This window comes from Nostoc sp. CHAB 5836 (assembly GCF_020829445.1).
Classification (GTDB): domain Bacteria; phylum Cyanobacteriota; class Cyanobacteriia; order Cyanobacteriales; family Nostocaceae; genus Nostoc.
Genome location: NZ_JAIVFV010000052.1, coordinates 1 through 18,706, shown reverse-complemented (window position 1 = coordinate 18,706; position 18,706 = coordinate 1). Strand labels below are relative to the sequence as shown.

The window sequence follows — 18,706 nt, the reverse complement described above, 5'->3', positions numbered from 1 at the left end:
CAAATGATTAAAACAACAATCTACAGCGTTGCTTTAGGGACTATTATTCTGAGTAGTGGAGCGATCGCTAGTCCTGTTACAAATTCAACTTTTACGCCGACATCTTCAAATCTATCAAATAGTACTGTTAAGCTTGCAGCATCTGAGATTGACACTGCTGCTTTAGAAGAGGCGGTTTTCAAACAAATTAATGACTACAGAGTTTCCCAAGGATTAAAAAAGCTGACTCGTAATTCTGCCATCGATAATCAAGCCAGGATTCACAGTCAGAACATGGCTAAAGGTACAGTTCCCTTTGGACATACGGGATTTTCAGAACGTGTTAAAGCTGCCGGTATTCCTTACAGTTCAGCTGGTGAAAATGTCGCTTCCAACTATGGATATAGTGACTCTGTGACGACAGCTGTTCAAGGCTGGCTGAAAAGTCCAGGGCATCTTGCCAATATCAGAGGTAATTTTGATAAAACGGGGATTGGTGTCGCTAGCAACAGCAGAGGCCAAATCTACTTCACACAAATTTTCTTTACTTCTGTAACAACTCCTGTAACAACTCCTGTAACAAATCGTGTAACAACTCCTGTAACAACTCCTGTAACAAAGTCAAAAAATGTACTAAATAGTACTGTTGAAGTTGCAGCATCTAAGACTGACACTGCTGCTTTAGAGGAGGCGGTTTTCAAACAAATTAATGACTACAGAGTTTCCCAAGGATTCAAAAAGCTGACTCGCAATTCTGCCATCGATAATCAAGCCAGGATTCACAGTCAGAACATGGCTAAAGGTATAGTTCCCTTTGGACATACGGGATTTTCAGAACGTGTTAAAGCTGCCGGTATTCCTTACAGTTCAGCTGGTGAAAATGTCGCTTACAGCCAAGGATATAGTGATCCTGCCACAACAGCTGTTCAAGGTTGGCTGAAAAGTCCAGGACATCTTGCCAATATCAGAGGTAATTTTGAAAAGACTGGGATTGGTGTCGCTAGCAACAGTAGAGGCCAAATCTACTTGACACAAATTTTCTTTCGCTGATAGATTTGCTGAAATTTAGGTTTTTCCTCCAATTCCCTAGACTTCAGCCAAGCGTAACGCACCATTCCAAGCGTGTGGTGCCGTACTTTCTGCGCTAACACAACGCCAGTTAGCTCAAGTCGGGAAACCCGCCCAAACGACTGGCTCCCCTACGTGTATTTCAAAAATCAAATACTAGTCCTATAGATGTGGAATAATGTAGTTTGAATGGACAAATGTCATTGAAACTACATTATTTTTTTAGTAATCCATGAAAATCTGAAATTATCAGCCAAAATAATCGTGATTTGATGAAGCTGACCGATTGAAGTATTGACAATTGGAAATGATTGTTTGTACTTCCTATACAAGGATGTAGCCAAATCGCCGAAATTCATCAACACTTAATAGTATCCTGATATATATCGTCGGAAGAATAAGGTAAAGTAGAAGTCTTATATCTCTACACTTACGCAATTCTCCATGTTCCGACAAACTGCTTTTGGCATCGCTTTAAGTGCGCTTGTCCTTGCTAGTGGATTAACGACTGTTCCGATACCAAATCATCCTTCGACGAATACATCCACCCGTAATAAGCTGTTGTCGCTTTTTTCCAGTGAGGTTGCAATATCGACTCCTACTTTTAAAACTACGGAGCTAGAAAAATCAGTTTTTGACCAAATTAATCGATATCGAGCTTCTAAAGGGTTGCCAAAGTTGACCATAAATGCAAATATCACTCGACAGGCAAGAATTCATAGTCAAAATATGGCTAAAGGTAAAACCCCATTTAGCCATCATGGATTTGAACGGCGAGTCCAAGCTATCCCTATTCGCTACAGTAGTGCGGCCGAAAATGTTGCTTTCAATCGGGGGTATACCAACCCTGTGGAGGAAGCTGTTACTGGTTGGATTAACAGTCCGGGACATTTAAAGAACCTTAAAGGAAATTACAACCTCACTGGAATTGGCGTTGCTACTAATAACCAAGGTGAAGTGTACCTGACACAAATGTTTTTTCGTACTAGGTAGATTTAACGATTGATGACATTACAAGATTTTCAGGTGAGCGATCGCGACCTCAGTGACGCGGCCCTTGACCAGTATTTACAATCTACAGCGATCGCAGTTGATACAGAAACGATGGGATTATTGCCACTGCGCGATCGCTTGTGCCTTGTCCAGCTATGCAACATTGAGGGGAAAGTGACTGCAATCCGTATAGCCAAAGGACAAGCCCAGGCCCAAAACTTAAAAAAACTCTTGGAAGCGGCGAATATCGTAAAAGTGTTTCACTTTGCTCGCTTTGACCTAGCCACTTTGCGAGCCAATCTGGGGATTCAGGTTCGACCTGTTTTTTGCACTAAAATTGCTAGTAAGTTAGCCCGTACTTATACAAATCGCCACGGACTCAAAGATGTGGTGCAAGAGTTAGAAAAAGTGGAACTGGATAAAAGCTCTCAAAGTTCTGATTGGGGTAACGCCGCTAGCTTATCTGAAGCTCAATTAAGTTATGCTGCCAATGATGTCCGCTATTTACTTGGTGTGCAGCAAAAACTCATAGAAATGCTCAAACGAGAAGAACGTTGGGAAATTGCTCAAGAATGTTTTGAATTTCTACCAACTATAGTTTCTTTAGATTTGCTGCAATTTAAGGATTTGTTTGAACACTGATCAAATATGGAATGGCGAGTAGGGATAAGAAATTTCAAGTTAGTGACCGATCATTTTCTTAAACTTGATAGTAGGACTTACGCAAAATACCTCCCAAACTCTTATTCCTCCGTGTCCTCTGCGTCCTCTGCGGTTCGTTATTCCGTAATTCGTGCGTAAGTCCTAGATAGGTAAGTTCGTAGCAAGGACTAAAGTTGTTATTTTCCAAGCGCTAAAGTGCTTACTACAAACCCTCATTGTAAGTTATTTTTTCCCTAAGAGCCAACATTGGAATCGTTAGTTTCTCCGGGAGTTTTAGATTCACTAACGCCTTCTTTGAGGTTAGTGGCTCCCTCTTGAATGCCTTCTTTGAGGTTACTGGCTCCCTCTTGAATGCTTTCCTTGAGGTTAGTGGCTCCCTCTTGAATGCCTTCCTTGAGGTTACTGGCTCCTTTTTTAATGGCTTCCGTCGCGCTAGTACCACCCTTTTGCAGGTTTTCTTGATGATTTTGTAACCGAGCTACAACATTGTAGTCATCTGCTCCTGGGGGAGTTTTTGATTCAACAATGCCTTCTGTTGGGCCGCCGATTGCCTTCCATGCAGCAAGACCACCTTTGAGTTGGGAGACGTGTTCAAATCCATTAGAACGCAGTTGTTGTGCGGCTTGGGCACTTTCTTCTTCATTGCCACCGTAAACGTAAATATCACGGCTTTTATCCAAAGAAGGTACTGCACGCTGCACCAATTCATCTATTGGCATCGGCATTGCTCCCATAATGTGACCTTCATTGAAGGTGTTGCGATCGCGCACATCCAATATTGTAAAAGCTGGTTCGCCCCATTCAAGACGAGTCTTCACAACATGAACATCAGATTGTGCTTCTATTGGTGGTTGTGGGGGAATGATGCCGCCTATTAAATTATTAGCCATAACTATTCCTTGCTGGCGATATTAATAGCAATTTAACGGACTAAGCATATTTAATTACTCTTTCTCTGGGATGAATATCCCCAAACTATCTCCTGAGATAGAGTGACTAATTCAAGTATTTTATACCGTTTAATCCATTGCAAATACAGTCAACTTAGACTATGTTGAAGGCAAAATTTTGTATTAAGTAGGTCGCGCAATTAAAGCTAACTGGCTAAAGCTGTCATTTGTCATTGGTCATTGGTCATTGGTCATTTGTCATTTGTCATTGGTCATTGGTCATTTGTCATTGGTCATTTGTCATTGGTCATTGGTCATTTGTCATTTGTCATTGGTCATTGGTCATTGGTCATTGGTCATTGGTCATTGGTAAGGGTTTTAACCCGGATTTCTCACAAAGGTTTAAACGATTAGACCAAAACGCTTATACCACTTAGACTTGAGATCAAATACCCCGTTCACATACTGCTGTGATTCGTGCAGTATCTAAAACGCTCAAAATCTAAGCAGGGTAAAGGTTTGGTAATAGCGATCGCAGCGCTTGTGAGAAATGCGGGTTTAAGCTTATTTACGTGTCGTAACATACTTTGGCTTTTTCGCACCAACGTACTTAAGAGCGATTTTTGAAGTTAGCGATGCCCTCAATTCGCCACGATTTTACGCAAAGTTGTACTAAGTCCTTGGCTTGTCATAGTCTCAGGCTGAAATTCGTAGTATAGTATATCCTTAAGAGGATATCTATATGTAAATGCACGCTGAGTAAATTTTCGTAGACCTTCTTCAACAGCTAACTTTTCACGGCATGGGGAAAACCTAATGATAAATCTAAGGGCTAACCCATTTCCCCCGGCACAATGCACTAGATTGGCTCATAGCTAAACTTGTGAGCCTTTATAAATATCTATAATCAGGAAGTGTGTTGCTCTTTTAAAGTTGTGGCAATTGCCCTGACGTTTGCTGTTTCTCTGTAGAATGTGTAATTATAAACATGATCTTTAATTAAACTTATTTTAACTAAAAAATTTTTAAAGTGTGTAATGCATATTCAAAAATATACAAAAGTCACATAACACTTCAGGGCTATTTCATTCTAGACATAAACCACCCGGAACTGAAGTTCCGGGCTCATAGCTAAAGTACGTTTTAACGGACTATAACCTTTTCTCAGTAGTCTTTAGACAACTTTCGCTATAAGACTCAGAATGAATTCTGAGGCGGGCTAGATGAGAATAAAATAGCGCTGTACAACACTTACACATTTTATAAACATTACAATGGCTGAAGTTTTCATAAACTTTATGGAAAATTAATTGTCCACAAGTACTACAAGAACGATGGTAGTCAGCAAAGAAGCGCGTGAATACACTGGCAACGGAAACAGATAAAGCAAAACTGGCACAACAGCAAATCGCTGAATCTACAATAGGCAGCATTATGGTTATGGTTACTGCTACTACTCCCAAAATTCTGATCGTCGATGATGACTTCGGTGTCCGAAATCTCGTCTATCGTTTTTTAAGTCGAAAATATCAAATAGAGTCGGCAGCAGATGGTAAGACTGCCTTATCGCTGTTTGAGCAATTCAACCCAGCTTTAGTGATTCTGGATTGGAATTTGCCGGATCTTAATGGTTATAGCCTCTGCCAAGAAATGCAAAGTCGTACTAATGTTTTAGTGATGATGCTAACTAGTAGGACTGATGAGGCTGATAAAATTAAAATCTTAAGCGCAGGTGCTGATGATTTCATGACTAAACCTTTTAGTCTTGCAGAAGTTGAAGTCAGAGTAGAAGCTCTTTTAAGAAGGATTCGCTACATCAACCCCTCCCCAACACAACGTATTGTCTTCAAGCACCTAGCAATTAACCCAGAAGGTCGGGAGGTAACACTTAAGGAGAAACCTCTGGCTTTAACAGCGTTGGAATTTAATATCTTACATTTTTTGGCAAGTCATCCTAATCAGGCTTGGAGTCGTCCACAGCTGATCCAAAAAATCTGGGGTTGTGACTACGTAGGAGATGGCCGGGTGGTTGATGTGCATATTGGTCAGCTTCGCAAGAAGATGGAAGTGGATGCCAGTATACCGGAGTTTATTAAAACTGTGCGAGGCTATGGTTACAAGTTTGAACCACCCGACGAAAATACTAATTCCTAAGCTTCCCGAACCATCAAATTTACCCGCAAGTATTTGAGCGATCGCATTCAAATTTTCACGAATGATTTCGGACTGCGCTGCATCGGAAAGTTCATAATTAAGTACACTTTGGGAATTAAAAATTTAACTATGGAAACACAACCGATACAAGTCATTGGAGGTGGACTAGCTGGGACAGAAGCAGCTTGGCAAATAGCCCAAGCTGGAGTGCCGGTAATTCTGCATGAAATGCGTCCAAAGCGATTTAGTCCTGCTCATCATACAGAACATTTGGCAGAATTAGTGTGTAGTAATTCCTTTGGGGCAATGGCAAGCGATCGCGCGGCTGGATTATTGCACGAAGAGTTACGCCAACTGGGTTCTATCGTCATTTCTAAAGCTGATGAACACGCCGTACCTGCGGGTGGGGCGCTAGCTGTAGACAGGGGACAATTTGGCCAAGATTTAACTCAAACTTTAGCTAGTCATCCTCTAATTGAATTTCGTCGGGGTGAAGTGTCTGCGATTCCTGAAGGAATTGTGGTTTTGGCAACTGGGCCGTTAACTAGTCCCGATTTAGCAGAAGATTTGCGCCGTTTTACGGGGATGGAATACCTCAGCTTTTTTGATGCGGCTAGTCCAATTATTGTGGGAGAATCGATTAACCGTGATGTTGCTTTTATGGCATCACGTTATGACAAAGGTGAAGCTGCTTATCTCAACTGCCCAATGAATAAAGAGCAATACTTGCAGTTTCGAGAAGAACTTTGTAAAGGGGAACAAACAGAACTTAAGGATTTTGAACGGGAAAGTGCGAAATTTTTTGAAGCCTGTTTACCCATTGAAGAACTAGCACATAGGGGGGAAGATACCATGCGCTACGGCCCTCTCAAGCCAGTGGGATTGTCAGATACTCGCACAGGGGAACGTCCTTATGCTGTGGTGCAGTTGCGCCAAGAAGATAAAGCCGGTCAACTGTGGAATATGGTAGGATTTCAAACTAACCTGCGTTGGGGCGAGCAAAAGCGAATATTTCAGTTAATTCCCAGTTTGGAAAAAGCGGAGTTTGTGCGGTTGGGAGTGATGCACCGCAACACTTTTATTAATGCTCCTCAGTTAATGTATCCGACTCTGCAATTTAAAGAGCGATCGACATTGTTAGCAGCTGGACAATTGATTGGTACTGAAGGCTACACCGCAGCATCTGCGGGTGGCTGCTTGGCGGGAATTAATGCAGCGAGATTAGCTTTGGGTAAAGAAGCATTAGCTTTACCACCAACAACAATGATGGGTGCGTTATTTGAATTTATTAGTTCCGCTTCGCCCAAGCATTTTCAACCAATGCCGCCTAACTTTGGGATTTTTCCCGATTTAGGAGCGAAAATCAAAAGTAAACAAGAGCGTTATGGACGTTACCGCGATCGCTCTTTAACTGATTTGGCAAACTGGAAAGCTCATAATTAATAGACATCTGGTGAAATTAAATATGCGTTACCCAGAACCCTTGTAGAGACGTAGCACTGCTACGTCAAAACAATTCTTTTTCACCAGATGTCTAATAAATTACCCAATCTTCTGGGGTGGGTGAATCAGATTTTGGGAATAATCCTCATAGTGTTTAAAAGCATCGTTTTCTTTGGGCTTCACACTATGAGAGCGCGATTTTTCGGAAAAAAGAGTATTTTTGGTTGTTTATCTCTTGCGTTTGGCTGCATTTTGTGGATTGGTTTGGCATTAATTCCAGTACACGCGACCTCCACAGGCTCTATTGATACTTTGCGACAACAGCAGCAACAAATGAACCAGCAGCATCAGAGTGTGGTTAACGATCGCGATCGCTTAACAAATCTCCAACAAGAGGCCCAAAAACACCTGACTGGTTTAAAGCAAAATCTCCAAACTACAGATACCTACATTCAACAGAGCGAATCACGATTACAACTCGCCAACCTACGCCTTCAACAGTTGGAAGCTGATTTAACTGTGGCGGAACGTTCATATCAGGAGCGTCAAATAGCAACAGTAGCACGATTGCGATATCTCCAGCGATCGCCTGCATCTGTTGGCTGGGCGGTTTTGCTTGAAAGTGAAAATATCAACGACTTTCTCAGCCGTCGTCATCAGTTGAAGTTAGTGTATCAGGCAGACGAACAAATTTTGGTAAAACTCAACGCCCAAGCAAACCTGATCAATAAACAAAAAATGGAAGTAGAACAGCAAAAAAACGAAATTGCCTTAATTCGTGAGCAACTTTTAGCACAAAAAGCCGATTATCAAAACCAGGCGCAATCGCAATCAGAATTGATTCAACGCCTGAATAGCGATCGCCTAGCTTTGGAAGCGGCGCAAAACCAGCTAGAAAGGGAATCCAAAAATCTGGAAATCTTGATTCAACAAAAGGTAGCAGAAGCTAGAGCAACAGAAGAGGCGCAAGCAAAAACCAACAGCCGTACAAGTGTGATCATTCGGGGAACTGCTATAATGGTATATCCTAGCGATGCTTCTACTAGTAGTCCCTTTGGCTGGCGAATGCACCCCGTTCTCGGCTATCGTCGTTTTCACGCCGGGTTAGATTTTGCCGCTAGTTATGGCAGTACAATTCGGGCAGCCGATTCGGGAACAGTAATTTTTGCTGGGTGGTATGGTGGTTATGGCAGAGCGGTAATTATTGACCACGGCAAAGGCATTACCACACTCTACGGACATACTAGTGAATTGTATGTTGCTGACGGACAAGCAGTTGAGAGCGGACAAGCGATCGCTGCTGTCGGTTCCACTGGTTTATCGACTGGGCCCCACCTCCACTTTGAAGTTCGTCGGAATGGTACACCTGTAGATCCAGCTAATTATCTTTAACTCATCGCCATTGATCTGCAAATTTGATCACAGACGTGTTATAATACGGGAGACTAAGGGCGCGTGGCTCAGTGGATAGAGCAACAGATTCCGGTTCTGTGGGTCGGGGGTTCAAATCCCTCCGCGCTCGTTAATTTACAAGACTAAAGTCAGTCGAGGATAGTGAATTCCCAATGGCTGAAATGGACTTTTGAAAGAGGTTGGCGAAAATAAGGATATAATCCCTATTAGGGATTAAAACTCCTAAAACTTGTAAAAAGACTAACCAATTTCCCTTAGGAAATTAACAAATTTAGAAATCCCCGAAAGGGATTGAAACTATGTTAAGCGTCACAAAACCAAACTTCGGATTACGGATCAGGAACATCGTCGCCCCAAAAGAAAACGAGCAAATGAGGGCGATTGCTTATAGTATGGACTTGCTAATCCCTGGTTTATATATGTGGCTCCCAGGATTTAATATTCGGATGGGCGGAAGTATCCCTGATGATTTACCTTACAAGTATCCTGGTAAGATTCACAGTCTTGCTGGCATTGCTTTAGTACTACCTGGATACAAGATATTCACTACGTACCAGGGAACCTATGACCCTAGAGAAGCACCAAATACAAGGAATACCACAATTTAAATGTAAGGTCATAGACTCCAGTCAATTTGAAGAAATGATGCAAAAAGCTGGTTACTTCATAATGGGAAGTTCTCCAGCGCAAGGTAACAGGATTAAAGTCTGGTGGACGCATACTGAATATCAAAGAGTTGAATCAATATACAGTCCAGACAAAACAAAAGTTACAACGGCGTATCACGTTTAGGCGAACTGCCAGAGCGCGATCAAGCGGTGAGCTGGTTTAGGCACAGCTACGCTACCCAATACTGCGTAGGTTTTGGCAAAAAAATAAAAAATGTGTAGGTTGGGGAGCCACTGCGTTGGGCGGGTTCCCCGACTTGTTCGCTTTTAGCGTTCCCGCAGGGTAGCACGTGGCGTTTGAGGAACGAAACCCAACCTACGCAAATTTATTTTTACTATTATATTAGTACACAATTATAGCGGTTCTCAATTCAGTGAGGTACAAGAACCCCACCCCCAACCCCCTCCCCGCAAGCGGAGAGGGGGCTTTTGATGTACCTCATGTGATTAGGAAACGCTATAATCTAACGACACAATTTTTAACTAAAATCTCATGTGTTGTTGATGTCTCATTCGGAAAATGCGCATAATTACCCTGCGGAAAGACGCTTTGCTTCTATGTTCTGTTAGCTCTAGACTTTAGTCTGTAGCAGAATAAACCGCAACCTCACATAAAATTGGCATGACTATTCTATTGAATAATTCCAGTAGCTTGATTTACCTGGCATTGGTTGCACAACCCAAAAAACTCTAGGGTGTGATAAAAAACTTTAAACTTATGGCTGGATTCTAACTGGTTTTCTAGGTCATGAACGGGGCATTGATTAATCGGAATTGAGACACCGCATTGCAAGCAAGTTAGGTGGTGTTTGTCTTGCTGCGCTAGACTGTAGAGGGCTTCACCGTTAGCCAAATTCCGCACTTGTACCATGCCTTCGAGTTTTAAGGCTTCTAGGGAACGGTAAACTGTCGCTAAACCCATACTCTGATTAGTGTTACGTAGTTCTACGTAAATATCCTGGGCGGAAATGCCTTTTTTGATGATTTTTAGTAAGTTGAAAATACGCTCTTGACTGCGGGTGCGTATGGCTCTCATAGATAATTATTTAAATATACCACTGTAAGTAGGTTGGCGCAATTAAAGTTAACTGGCTAAGGCTGTCATTTGTCATTGGTCATTTGTCATTGGTCATTGGTCATTAGTAAAGGTTTTAAGCTTATTTACGTTTCGTAACATACTACTTGACTTTTTTCGCACCAACGTACTTAGTTGAAGCTGTTAGATGGGCTAATTGATCAATTAACTTTAACCGCTTTGTAATCTTATTTTCACTCAGTTGGAACAGAAAGTTATAGTATAGCGATCGCAGCATTCAGCAAAAGCCCGTGCAAACCAAGTATCTAGCCAAAATTTTCGTGACACTTCGTCCTTCTGTTTTAGACCCAGCAGGTGTGGCTGTACAATCCGGTCTTAAGCAACTGGGATACGAGAACGTTGAACAGGTGAGGATTGGCAAGTACATTGAACTCAACATCACCTCGACTGATGAGAAGAAAGCCCGTCAAGACCTTGATCGCATTTGTGACCAAATGCTAGCAAATCCGGTAATTGAAAATTACCGCTTTGATTTGATTGAGGTCGAAACACAGACTGGGGTATTTTAGGGATTGGGCATGGGGCATAGGTTATTCTCCTTGTCCCCTTGTCCTTGACAGACGCGATGAATCGCGTCTCTACTCCCCATCAGCCATTCCCATTAACTAATCATGAAATTTGGTGTTGTTGTTTTTCCCGGTTCTAATTGCGATCGCGATGTTGCTTATGTAACCAGAGATTTGCTGTTACAACCAACCCGCATGGTTTGGCATCAAGAAACGGATATTACTGATTTAGATGTCGTGATCATCCCTGGTGGCTTTAGTTACGGGGATTATTTACGCTGCGGTGCGATCGCCCGGTTTTCACCCGTGATGCAGCAGGTTGTCGAACACGCCCAAAAGGGGAAGTTTGTCCTCGGTATTTGCAACGGTTTTCAGGTATTAACTGAAGCTGGACTCTTGCCAGGAGTGTTGACCAAAAATCGGGATTTGCATTTTATTTGCGATCGCGCTTCGGTGAAAGTTGAGCGGACTAATCTGTTATGGACGCAAGCTTATACTGATAGTGAAATGATCACTCTGCCTATTGCCCACGGAGAAGGACAATTCTACGCTGACGCAGCCACTCTCGCAGAAATTGAAGATCACGGACAAGTCGTGTTTCGCTATGAAGGGGAAAATCCCAACGGTTCATTGAATAATATTGCCGGGATTTGCGATCGTCAGGGCAATGTATTGGGAATGATGCCGCACCCAGAAAGGGCGTCAGATGCAATGCTAGGGGGTAATGATGGCTTGAGGTTGTTTCAGGGATTGCTAGAGAAGGTAGCGTTAGCGTAGAGCAAATATCGGACGAATAGACCGGGCATTTGGCGATCGCTAACCTGTGATCCACAGCCCACAACGATTTTACACTTGATTAAGTAGGTTGGCGCAATTAAAGTTAACTGCCTAAGGCTGTCATTTGTCATTTGTCATTAGTAAAGGTTTTAAGCTTATTTACGTTTTGTAACATACTTTACTTTTTTCGCACCAACGTACTTACTCAGAATTTGCTTGACTCAAGACTTTAAATGAAAGATGGTTAACTACGAACACTACACTTATAAAGTTACTTGGTCAACGGAGGATCAAGAATTTGTAGGACTGTGCGCTGAATTTCCCAGTCTATCTTATCTCGATGAAAATCGTTCTACCGCAATTGAAGGTATCATCAACTTGGTAAAAGATATAGTAGCTGATATGGAAGCGAACGATGAGAGGATTCCAGAACCTATTGCAGAAAAAACCTACAGTGGTAAATTTCAAGTTCGTATTCCTCCAGAGCATCATCGTAGATTAGCCATAGAAGCAGCAGAGCAAAATGTTAGCTTAAATCGCTATGTAAGCCTTAAACTTTGGTTTTAAAGTTTCTGCTAAATAAGTTGGCCCTTTGGCTACTGCTTCAAAATATGGTCTTGAAATTATTCCGCCGATAGTGAGTTTTTCAAAAATAAAATATGAGTTCTAGAATATGATGAAAGTTAAGTGGTATGATTTGAGTTTGGAGATATTTATAATCCTATATTAACAATCTTCAATGCTTGAACACACCCTTGTATTTTAAAAGTTCTAACTCCTAACTCCTAACTCCTAACTCCCAACTCCTAACTCCTAACTCCTAACTCCTAACTCCTAACTCCTAACTCCTAACTCCTAACTTTCTTTATATGTCAGAACAACATCAGTGGACTATAACACCAGGTGAACAACCACCCGAGTTCTTTATCAAAGCAGTGAAAGGGTATACACCTTTATCAAGTGGACTGTATGCAGCGCAATTGTTATGGCAGAGGGGAATTAAAGATCGTCAACAATTAAGAGCTTTTATTAATCATAAAGCTTATAAACCAGCAAGTCCCTTTGAGTTTGGGCAAGAAATGCATCTAGCGATCGCCCGGTTGCAACAAGCATATAATACTAGAGAAAAAATCGCCATCTGGGGAGACTTCGATGCCGATGGCATTACTGCCACATCTGTACTTTGGGATGGATTGGGGCAGTTTTTCGCTCAAAATACCCAGTTAATTTTTTACATTCCCGATCGCCTGAAAGAATCCCACGGACTGAATAATCAAGGGATTGATAACTTAGCAAAACAAGGTTGCAAATTAATCGTTACTTGCGACACAGGTAGCACAAACCTTGAAGAAATTATCTATGCCCAACAGCTAGGTATAGATGTCATAGTTACAGATCATCACACATTACCCGCCGAACGCCCACCTGTCGCCGCCATTATCAATCCCCGCTATTTGCCAAGGGAACATCGGCTATTTCATCTCTCTGGGGTGGCAGTAGCTTATAAGTTGATGGAAGCATTATATCAAAGTCTGCCCAATATTGCAAAATATCCTTTAGAAGATTTATTAGATTTAGTCGCAATAGGATTAATTGCCGACTTAGTGCAGTTAAGTGGAGATTGTCGCTACTTGGCACAGTTGGGAATTCAACGACTGCAAGAAGATTTTCAACAGCCAGCAGCAGTGCGGCGGCGGCCAGGAGTAGGGCGATTATTAGAATTGTGCCATAAAAGTGGCGATCGCCCCACAGATATTTCCTTTGGTTTAGGCCCAAGAATTAACGCCGTCAGCCGCATCCAAGGTGATGCTAATTTTTGTGTTGAATTACTAACTAGTCGTGATCTTATACGTTGTAAAGAACTAGCCGAAGTTGCAGAACTCGCCAACGCCCGCCGTAAATCTTTACAAAAAGATGTGCAAGCACAAGTAGCACAAAAGCTCACCCAATTAGACTTATCAACCACCAGTGTCATTGTCCTAGAAGATGCCCAATGGCCTGCGGGTGTATTGGGCTTAGTCGCCGGACAAATAGCACAAGAAACAGGTCGCCCGACTATTTTGTTGAGTACCGAAAAAGTGGGGGATGGGGGAGATGGGGGAGATGGGGGGGATGGGGGAGATGGGGGAGATGGGGGAGATGGGGGAGATGGGGAAGGAATTTTCTCCTCATCCCCCTCATCCTCCTCATCCCCCTCATCCCCCTCATCCCCCTCATCCCCCTCATCCCCCTCATCCCCTTCCCTGGCTCGTGGTTCCGCCCGTTCGGTGAATTCTGTCGATTTATATCAACTGGTGAAAGACCAAGCACATTTATTACATCGCTTTGGGGGACATCCCTTTGCAGCAGGTTTGAGTTTATTGGTAGAGAACATTCCTTTATTTAAAGCGGCGATTAATCAGCAGTTGCGGCAATCTTTAGGTAGTAGAATTCTAACGCCAACTGTGCAAGCAGACTTGATGGTAACAGTAGCAGACTTGGGGAAAGAGTTATTTTTGGAACTAAAACTGCTAGAACCTTGTGGAATGGGTAATCCTGTTCCGAAATTGCTAATTCAAAACTGCTTGTTTGAAAATTCTTGGCATCGCAATCAACAAGATTGGCAAGGGAAAAAGGTACAGTACATTAAAACCGAGTTTGACATTCGGGATGATTCCAGCAGAAGTACTTTTCCTGGTATCTGGTGGGGACACTACAAAGATGAATTGCCTATGGGAAGGTGTGATTGCATAGCAGAACTAGACTACAACACCTTAAAAAAACGTTATGAAATCAGATTAATTGCCGTGCGTCCCAATGGGAACTCCGCAGTGAACACTGAGCATCTACCACTGATCTTAGACTTGCGAAATCAGGAATACTCAGCACTGGGCACTCAGCATTCACCACTAATTATTGAAGATTGTCCCACGAATTGGGATGATTTACGAGCGTGGTTGCAGCGATGTCTAAAGAAAAGTCGCTCTGGGTCTGGGCTTGACAATCAGCAACAATTAGCGATCGCTTGGTCTAAACCTAACCACCAACCACCCAAGGAAATTTGGCTGACTCTTGTGGGAATTGCCAAATATCTCAGTCGCACAAATCAACTAGTAACCCGCGTACAAATTTTAGAGAAAATCGGCATCAGCGACCAAACCTTACTTGTCGGAATCAAAGCTTTAAAATATTTAGGGTTCACAGTCAAGGAACAAGACCCTTATTTGCAAATCAGCTGGAATCCAAGGGATAGTGGAGAAAACTTTGCCGATGCAGCAGTTGCACAATTTTTTGCTGCTGTCCGAGAAGAACAATTTCAGCGACAGTATTTTGCACAAGTTCCTTTATCTACTATTGTTGCGATCGCCAGGTACGACAATTAATCCCCGGCTATTATCCCAGTGCTAAAAACACAGGGCTATTTCATTCTCATCTAGCCCGCCTCAGAATTAATTCTGAGTCTAATAGCGAAAGTCGTCTTTAGACGACTGAGAAAAGGTTATAAGTAGTAAGACAAAATTAATTACAAAAATTTCGATCTCAAACCCTTATCCAGTCTAAAACCTAATGTGTAAACATTTCTGTCCGATTACTTAGTCCGTTTTAACGGACTTTAGCTATTAGCCCGGAACTGAAGTTCCGGGTGATTTATGTCTAGAATGAAATAGCCCTCGCTAAAAACACAGTATTAAGGGATTTCCAAGAAGAACCTATCCCAATACTGCTCGGTTAAGTCCAAAAACCTTAACCCGTGTAGGTTGGGTTGAGGAACGAAACCCAACATTTGGGGGGCTTTGTTGGGTTTCGTTCCTCAACCCAACCTACGATTTTTCAAAACCTACGCAGTATTGGAACCTATCCCACTAATAATATTTGTGCTATAAAGCTTAAGCTTATTGAGAACTGAAAACGAAAAATTAAGGTTTTCAAGCACATTTTACAAAAAGAAGTAGGGATTTTTAGAATAGTGGGATAGGTTCAAGAAATAAATTATCTTAGAAAACGAACCACAGAGGCGCAGAGGGCACGGAGAGATGAAGAAGAGGGAGGATTGTTGTATGAGATTTTTCAATGTTTTTTAATTTGTCAGTCCCTAATTCAGCAAATCAGGTTCTTCGCGCACAATTCTGTCATAAAGGGGCTGGAAACTGAACCACCCACTTGTACGTGAACCCACTTGAGTTTGTGTTAAACGGGCTGTTTCGTGTTTGATAATAGTGGGTCTACCGGCAGCTTCTGCCAGGAGTTGAGCTTGGCACGATCGCTCTAAACTAATGTACCAAAAGGCAGCTTCATCTACTGTATGTCCCACAGTTAAAATGCTGTGGTTACGTAGAATTATGGCTTTCTTTGGCCCCAAGGCTTGGGCGAGTCGCTGACCTTCTGAAGTTTCTAAAACAACACCTGTGAAATCGTCAAATAGCGCATGATCTTCGTAAAAAGCACAAGAATCTTGAGTCAAGGGGTCAAGGAGACGACCTAAACTAGACCAGGCTTTACCATAAATTGAATGGGCGTGAGCTGCTGCAATCACATCAGGCCGAGCTTCATGAATTTGAGAATGGATGGCGAAAGCGGCTTGATTTATCTGAGCATCGCCTTTAACCACCTCACCTTCTCTGTTAACCAAAACTAGGTCACAAACTCGGATATGACCGAAGTATGTGCCGAATGGATTGACCCAGAAATGGTCTGTAAACTCCGGATCACGAGCTGTAATATGGCCTGCGATTCCCTCGCTGAACCCAAACTTACCAAACAGGCGAAAGGCGGCGGCGAGACGTTGCTTGCGATGGAGACGTTCGTCTTCAACTCGCTCGAATACAGGGGGCTGTGGTCTAATATAGTTGGACATATTCTTTTTCCTCTTCCTCTTTTTGCGAGGCGACCAATATTAATAGCAATACCAATAGCAATTTTTTGATCTTTGCTGATCTTAAAAGTAAGTATTGAATGCGCTCGTTTTTAAGACTTATCTTCAGTATCGCCCAAAATGGGTCGCAAGGATACACTGATACTAAAGCAATTGATGGTTGATTATTTTAATTTAGTCAAAACGGCGTAATTGCTTGTAAATGCAGGGTTTTTTCTAACTGTGGATGCTGGAAGCGAAGTTCTCTAGCGTGGAGATGTAATCGACTGGTAACTGCACAGCATCCATAAAGGCGATCGCCTAAAATAGTTATGCCAAGTCCTCGCGCATCAGCCGCATGAACCCTCAACTGATGAGTGCGTCCTGTTAAGGGTGTAAATTCTACGCGGGTGTAGTCTTTTTCTCTCGCCATTACCTGGAAGTATGTCAAACTGGGTTTACCGTGCTGCCAATCGACTTTTTGATCAGGGCGATTTTCCGGATCTCCCCACAATGGCAAGTCAATCACACCTTGCTCAACTGTGACAGCACCCGCAAGTATGGCTTCGTAAACCTTGTGAATCTGGCGTTGCTGAAACTGCTGGCTGAGTTGTCGATGAGTTGAGCAGTCGCGTGCTAACAACAAAATACCAGATGTTTCCTGATCTAGGCGATGCACAGATGTAAGCGCCATACCATCCGGTAACAAATGACGTAAGCGACTCAAGACACTATCTTGGCGATCGCGATAACGACCAGGTATGGAAAGTAGCCCAGCAGGTTTGTTTACAGCAATCAGCCATTCATCTTTATAAATAATCGGTAAACTGACCTCTCGCCCATCAGGGTAGCGGCTTCTTACTCCCCCTTCCCGCCGTTCGAGACGCTGCCCGAACGCCGGGAAGGGGGCTGGGGGGTTAGATCTTAAACCTGAGAGCAAAAACCCCATCAATGGCTGACATCGCTCGGCACACGCTCCATAAAATTCTCCCTGGATTTTATCATGATTTACGGAAGATGCACCCCACCAAAATTCTGCCATTGCCAATGGTTTGAGATGATGTGTTGCGGCATAATGCAGCAACTTTGGGGCACAACAGTCTCCTGTGCCGGTAGGCGAACCTCCTGGGATTAATTCTTGCAATGATTGCGATCGCCCAGAAAAATTGGTCAGGGTGTAGCTAGCGTACATCTGAGCTTGTAATTGACAAGACAGTGCTTTACGCTGTTGTTTCAGTTCGCTAATTCGCGCATCCGTTGCTGCAATTAGCTCTTGCAGTGGCTGTAATACCGCATTTTGCTGGCGTTTAAGTTGTCGTCGTTCAATTCCCTGCTGACGACTCTCTTCGTCGAGTTGTTCAAGGGCAATGGTCAGTGCTTCTGAACTGAGTGTATTGCAGATTTGCTGACGTTTTTCTTGTCGTTGATGTTTGCAATGGCGATGGCGATCGCTCATTGCTTGTAATTGCTGCTCAAACTCGTCCAACATGGTTTGATACTGCTGGCGTTCGGCAAGTTGCTTCAAGGTGAGAATTTCTTGTTTAATTGCGTCCAACTGTGCCAAAGTACGGGCTTCCTCCAAAGCAACTTCGTCTCGTCCGGGAATTGGCGGCACCCAGCCCTCAACGACACTGCAACCATTGAAAAGACCGGAAAAGGCTTTTAGTACCCGTTGTTCGCCATTAGGCAGTTCAACCAATAGTATTCCATACATCTTCCCTTCACGAGAATAACAGTCGTTATTAGTAAGTTGTTGCATTAGCCCGTGAGCGATCGCTTCCGACATTGAGGTGCGGGGTAGTTTTAGGCGATGTCTACGACGGGCTACGCCTACGCCACTTTCAAGACAACGCCCTTCGTACCAATAACTACAAGATGAGTCGTTGAGAGCAAAATCCCAGCCGATGAAATCTGAAAGTGGGTGCAGAAGTCCCATACAAGGTATGATTGCGAATCTAGCTATTCCTCAAATTTTAATCACAAGAAACTCGCCGAACGGCACGGAAGCCACTTGACTTAAGGCAGTGGAGGAAGTGCCAACGGCGAATTAATTCGCCGTGAATATTATCCGTGATGAGGATCTTCAATATACCTTTTGATTACGTCTGCTGAAACCTGCCCAGCAGTAGAGTAAAAATAGCTATTAGTCCATAGGCTAGGCAATTTCAATAATTGTGGAAACTCTTTACGCAACATATAAGATGAGCGTCCCTTAAATGCTTTGA

The 18,706-nt window shown here is 42.9% G+C and carries 15 protein-coding genes, 1 tRNA gene and 2 pseudogenes; 13 read left to right on the top strand and 5 right to left on the bottom strand.

The window, feature by feature from the left end; all coding sequences use genetic code 11:
- Positions 1 to 3 precede the first annotated feature (3 nt).
- From LC605_RS33280 to LC605_RS12945, 3 genes are all read left to right on the top strand, one after another.
- Positions 4 to 1,029 (top strand): CAP domain-containing protein, encoded by a 1,026-nt coding sequence (locus LC605_RS33280; protein WP_306426862.1) that lies wholly within the window; start codon positions 4 to 6, stop codon positions 1,027 to 1,029.
- 462 nt (positions 1,030 to 1,491) lie between these two features.
- Positions 1,492 to 2,040, top strand: coding sequence for a CAP domain-containing protein (locus tag LC605_RS12950; RefSeq protein WP_229547938.1), 549 nt, complete (start codon positions 1,492 to 1,494; stop codon positions 2,038 to 2,040).
- A gap of 12 nt (positions 2,041 to 2,052) precedes the next feature.
- Complete coding sequence (locus LC605_RS12945; RefSeq protein WP_229547937.1) at positions 2,053 to 2,682, top strand: ribonuclease H-like domain-containing protein; 630 nt, start codon at positions 2,053 to 2,055, stop codon at positions 2,680 to 2,682.
- Positions 2,683 to 3,152: 470 nt separating this feature from the next.
- On the opposite strand, the pseudogene LC605_RS12940 reads toward LC605_RS12945, so the two are convergent.
- Positions 3,153 to 3,593, bottom strand: a pseudogene (locus LC605_RS12940) (rhodanese-like domain-containing protein); the annotation flags it as partial.
- A 227-nt stretch (positions 3,594 to 3,820) separates the two neighbouring features.
- On the opposite strand from LC605_RS12940, the gene LC605_RS12935 reads away from it, so the two are divergent.
- The 6 genes from LC605_RS12935 (at position 3,821) to LC605_RS12910 (ending at position 9,211) form a co-directional block, all read left to right on the top strand.
- Entirely contained in the window at positions 3,821 to 4,030 is a 210-nt protein-coding gene (locus tag LC605_RS12935) for a hypothetical protein (RefSeq protein ID WP_229547936.1), read from the top strand.
- A gap of 997 nt (positions 4,031 to 5,027) precedes the next feature.
- On the top strand, positions 5,028 to 5,747 hold the full coding sequence (locus tag LC605_RS12930) for a response regulator transcription factor (protein ID WP_229547960.1): 720 nt from the start codon (positions 5,028 to 5,030) through the stop codon (positions 5,745 to 5,747).
- A 129-nt stretch (positions 5,748 to 5,876) separates the two neighbouring features.
- Positions 5,877 to 7,190 (top strand): FADH(2)-oxidizing methylenetetrahydrofolate--tRNA-(uracil(54)-C(5))-methyltransferase TrmFO, encoded by a 1,314-nt coding sequence (gene trmFO, locus LC605_RS12925; protein ID WP_229547935.1) that lies wholly within the window; start codon positions 5,877 to 5,879, stop codon positions 7,188 to 7,190.
- Positions 7,191 to 7,376: 186 nt separating this feature from the next.
- On the top strand, positions 7,377 to 8,582 hold the full coding sequence (locus LC605_RS12920) for a murein hydrolase activator EnvC (protein ID WP_229547959.1): 1,206 nt from the start codon (positions 7,377 to 7,379) through the stop codon (positions 8,580 to 8,582).
- Between the two features lie 57 nt (positions 8,583 to 8,639).
- Positions 8,640 to 8,712, top strand: a tRNA-Arg gene (locus LC605_RS12915).
- A 190-nt stretch (positions 8,713 to 8,902) separates the two neighbouring features.
- Positions 8,903 to 9,211 carry a hypothetical protein gene (locus LC605_RS12910; protein WP_229547934.1) on the top strand — a complete coding sequence of 103 codons (309 nt, stop codon included), beginning with the start codon at positions 8,903 to 8,905 and terminating at the stop codon, positions 9,209 to 9,211.
- A 691-nt stretch (positions 9,212 to 9,902) separates the two neighbouring features.
- Here the strand turns inward: LC605_RS12910 and LC605_RS12905 are convergent.
- Positions 9,903 to 10,307 carry a Fur family transcriptional regulator gene (locus LC605_RS12905; RefSeq protein ID WP_229547933.1) on the bottom strand — a complete coding sequence of 135 codons (405 nt, stop codon included), beginning with the start codon at positions 10,305 to 10,307 and terminating at the stop codon, positions 9,903 to 9,905.
- Positions 10,308 to 10,597: 290 nt separating this feature from the next.
- Between LC605_RS12905 and purS the strand changes: the two genes are divergently transcribed.
- The 4 genes from purS (at position 10,598) to LC605_RS12885 (ending at position 15,012) form a co-directional block, all read left to right on the top strand.
- The gene (gene purS / locus LC605_RS12900) at positions 10,598 to 10,876 is read left to right on the top strand and encodes a phosphoribosylformylglycinamidine synthase subunit PurS (protein ID WP_229547932.1); all 279 of its coding nucleotides are present in this window, start codon (positions 10,598 to 10,600) and stop codon (positions 10,874 to 10,876) included.
- Positions 10,877 to 10,978: 102 nt separating this feature from the next.
- Positions 10,979 to 11,650, top strand: coding sequence for a phosphoribosylformylglycinamidine synthase subunit PurQ (gene purQ / locus LC605_RS12895; RefSeq protein WP_229547931.1), 672 nt, complete (start codon positions 10,979 to 10,981; stop codon positions 11,648 to 11,650).
- 240 nt (positions 11,651 to 11,890) lie between these two features.
- Complete coding sequence (locus LC605_RS12890) at positions 11,891 to 12,217, top strand: type II toxin-antitoxin system HicB family antitoxin (RefSeq protein ID WP_229547930.1); 327 nt, start codon at positions 11,891 to 11,893, stop codon at positions 12,215 to 12,217.
- A 302-nt stretch (positions 12,218 to 12,519) separates the two neighbouring features.
- Complete coding sequence (locus tag LC605_RS12885) at positions 12,520 to 15,012, top strand: DHH family phosphoesterase (protein WP_229547929.1); 2,493 nt, start codon at positions 12,520 to 12,522, stop codon at positions 15,010 to 15,012.
- A 710-nt stretch (positions 15,013 to 15,722) separates the two neighbouring features.
- Here the strand turns inward: LC605_RS12885 and LC605_RS12880 are convergent.
- The 3 genes and pseudogenes from LC605_RS12880 to LC605_RS12870 form a co-directional block, all read right to left on the bottom strand.
- Positions 15,723 to 16,493: pseudogene (locus LC605_RS12880) on the bottom strand (class II aldolase/adducin family protein); the annotation flags it as partial.
- 187 nt (positions 16,494 to 16,680) lie between these two features.
- Entirely contained in the window at positions 16,681 to 18,417 is a 1,737-nt protein-coding gene (locus LC605_RS12875; RefSeq protein WP_229547927.1) for an RluA family pseudouridine synthase, read from the bottom strand.
- A gap of 128 nt (positions 18,418 to 18,545) precedes the next feature.
- Positions 18,546 to 18,706 (bottom strand): transposase (locus LC605_RS12870; protein ID WP_229547958.1); only part of this gene is annotated, 161 nt, incomplete at its 5' end.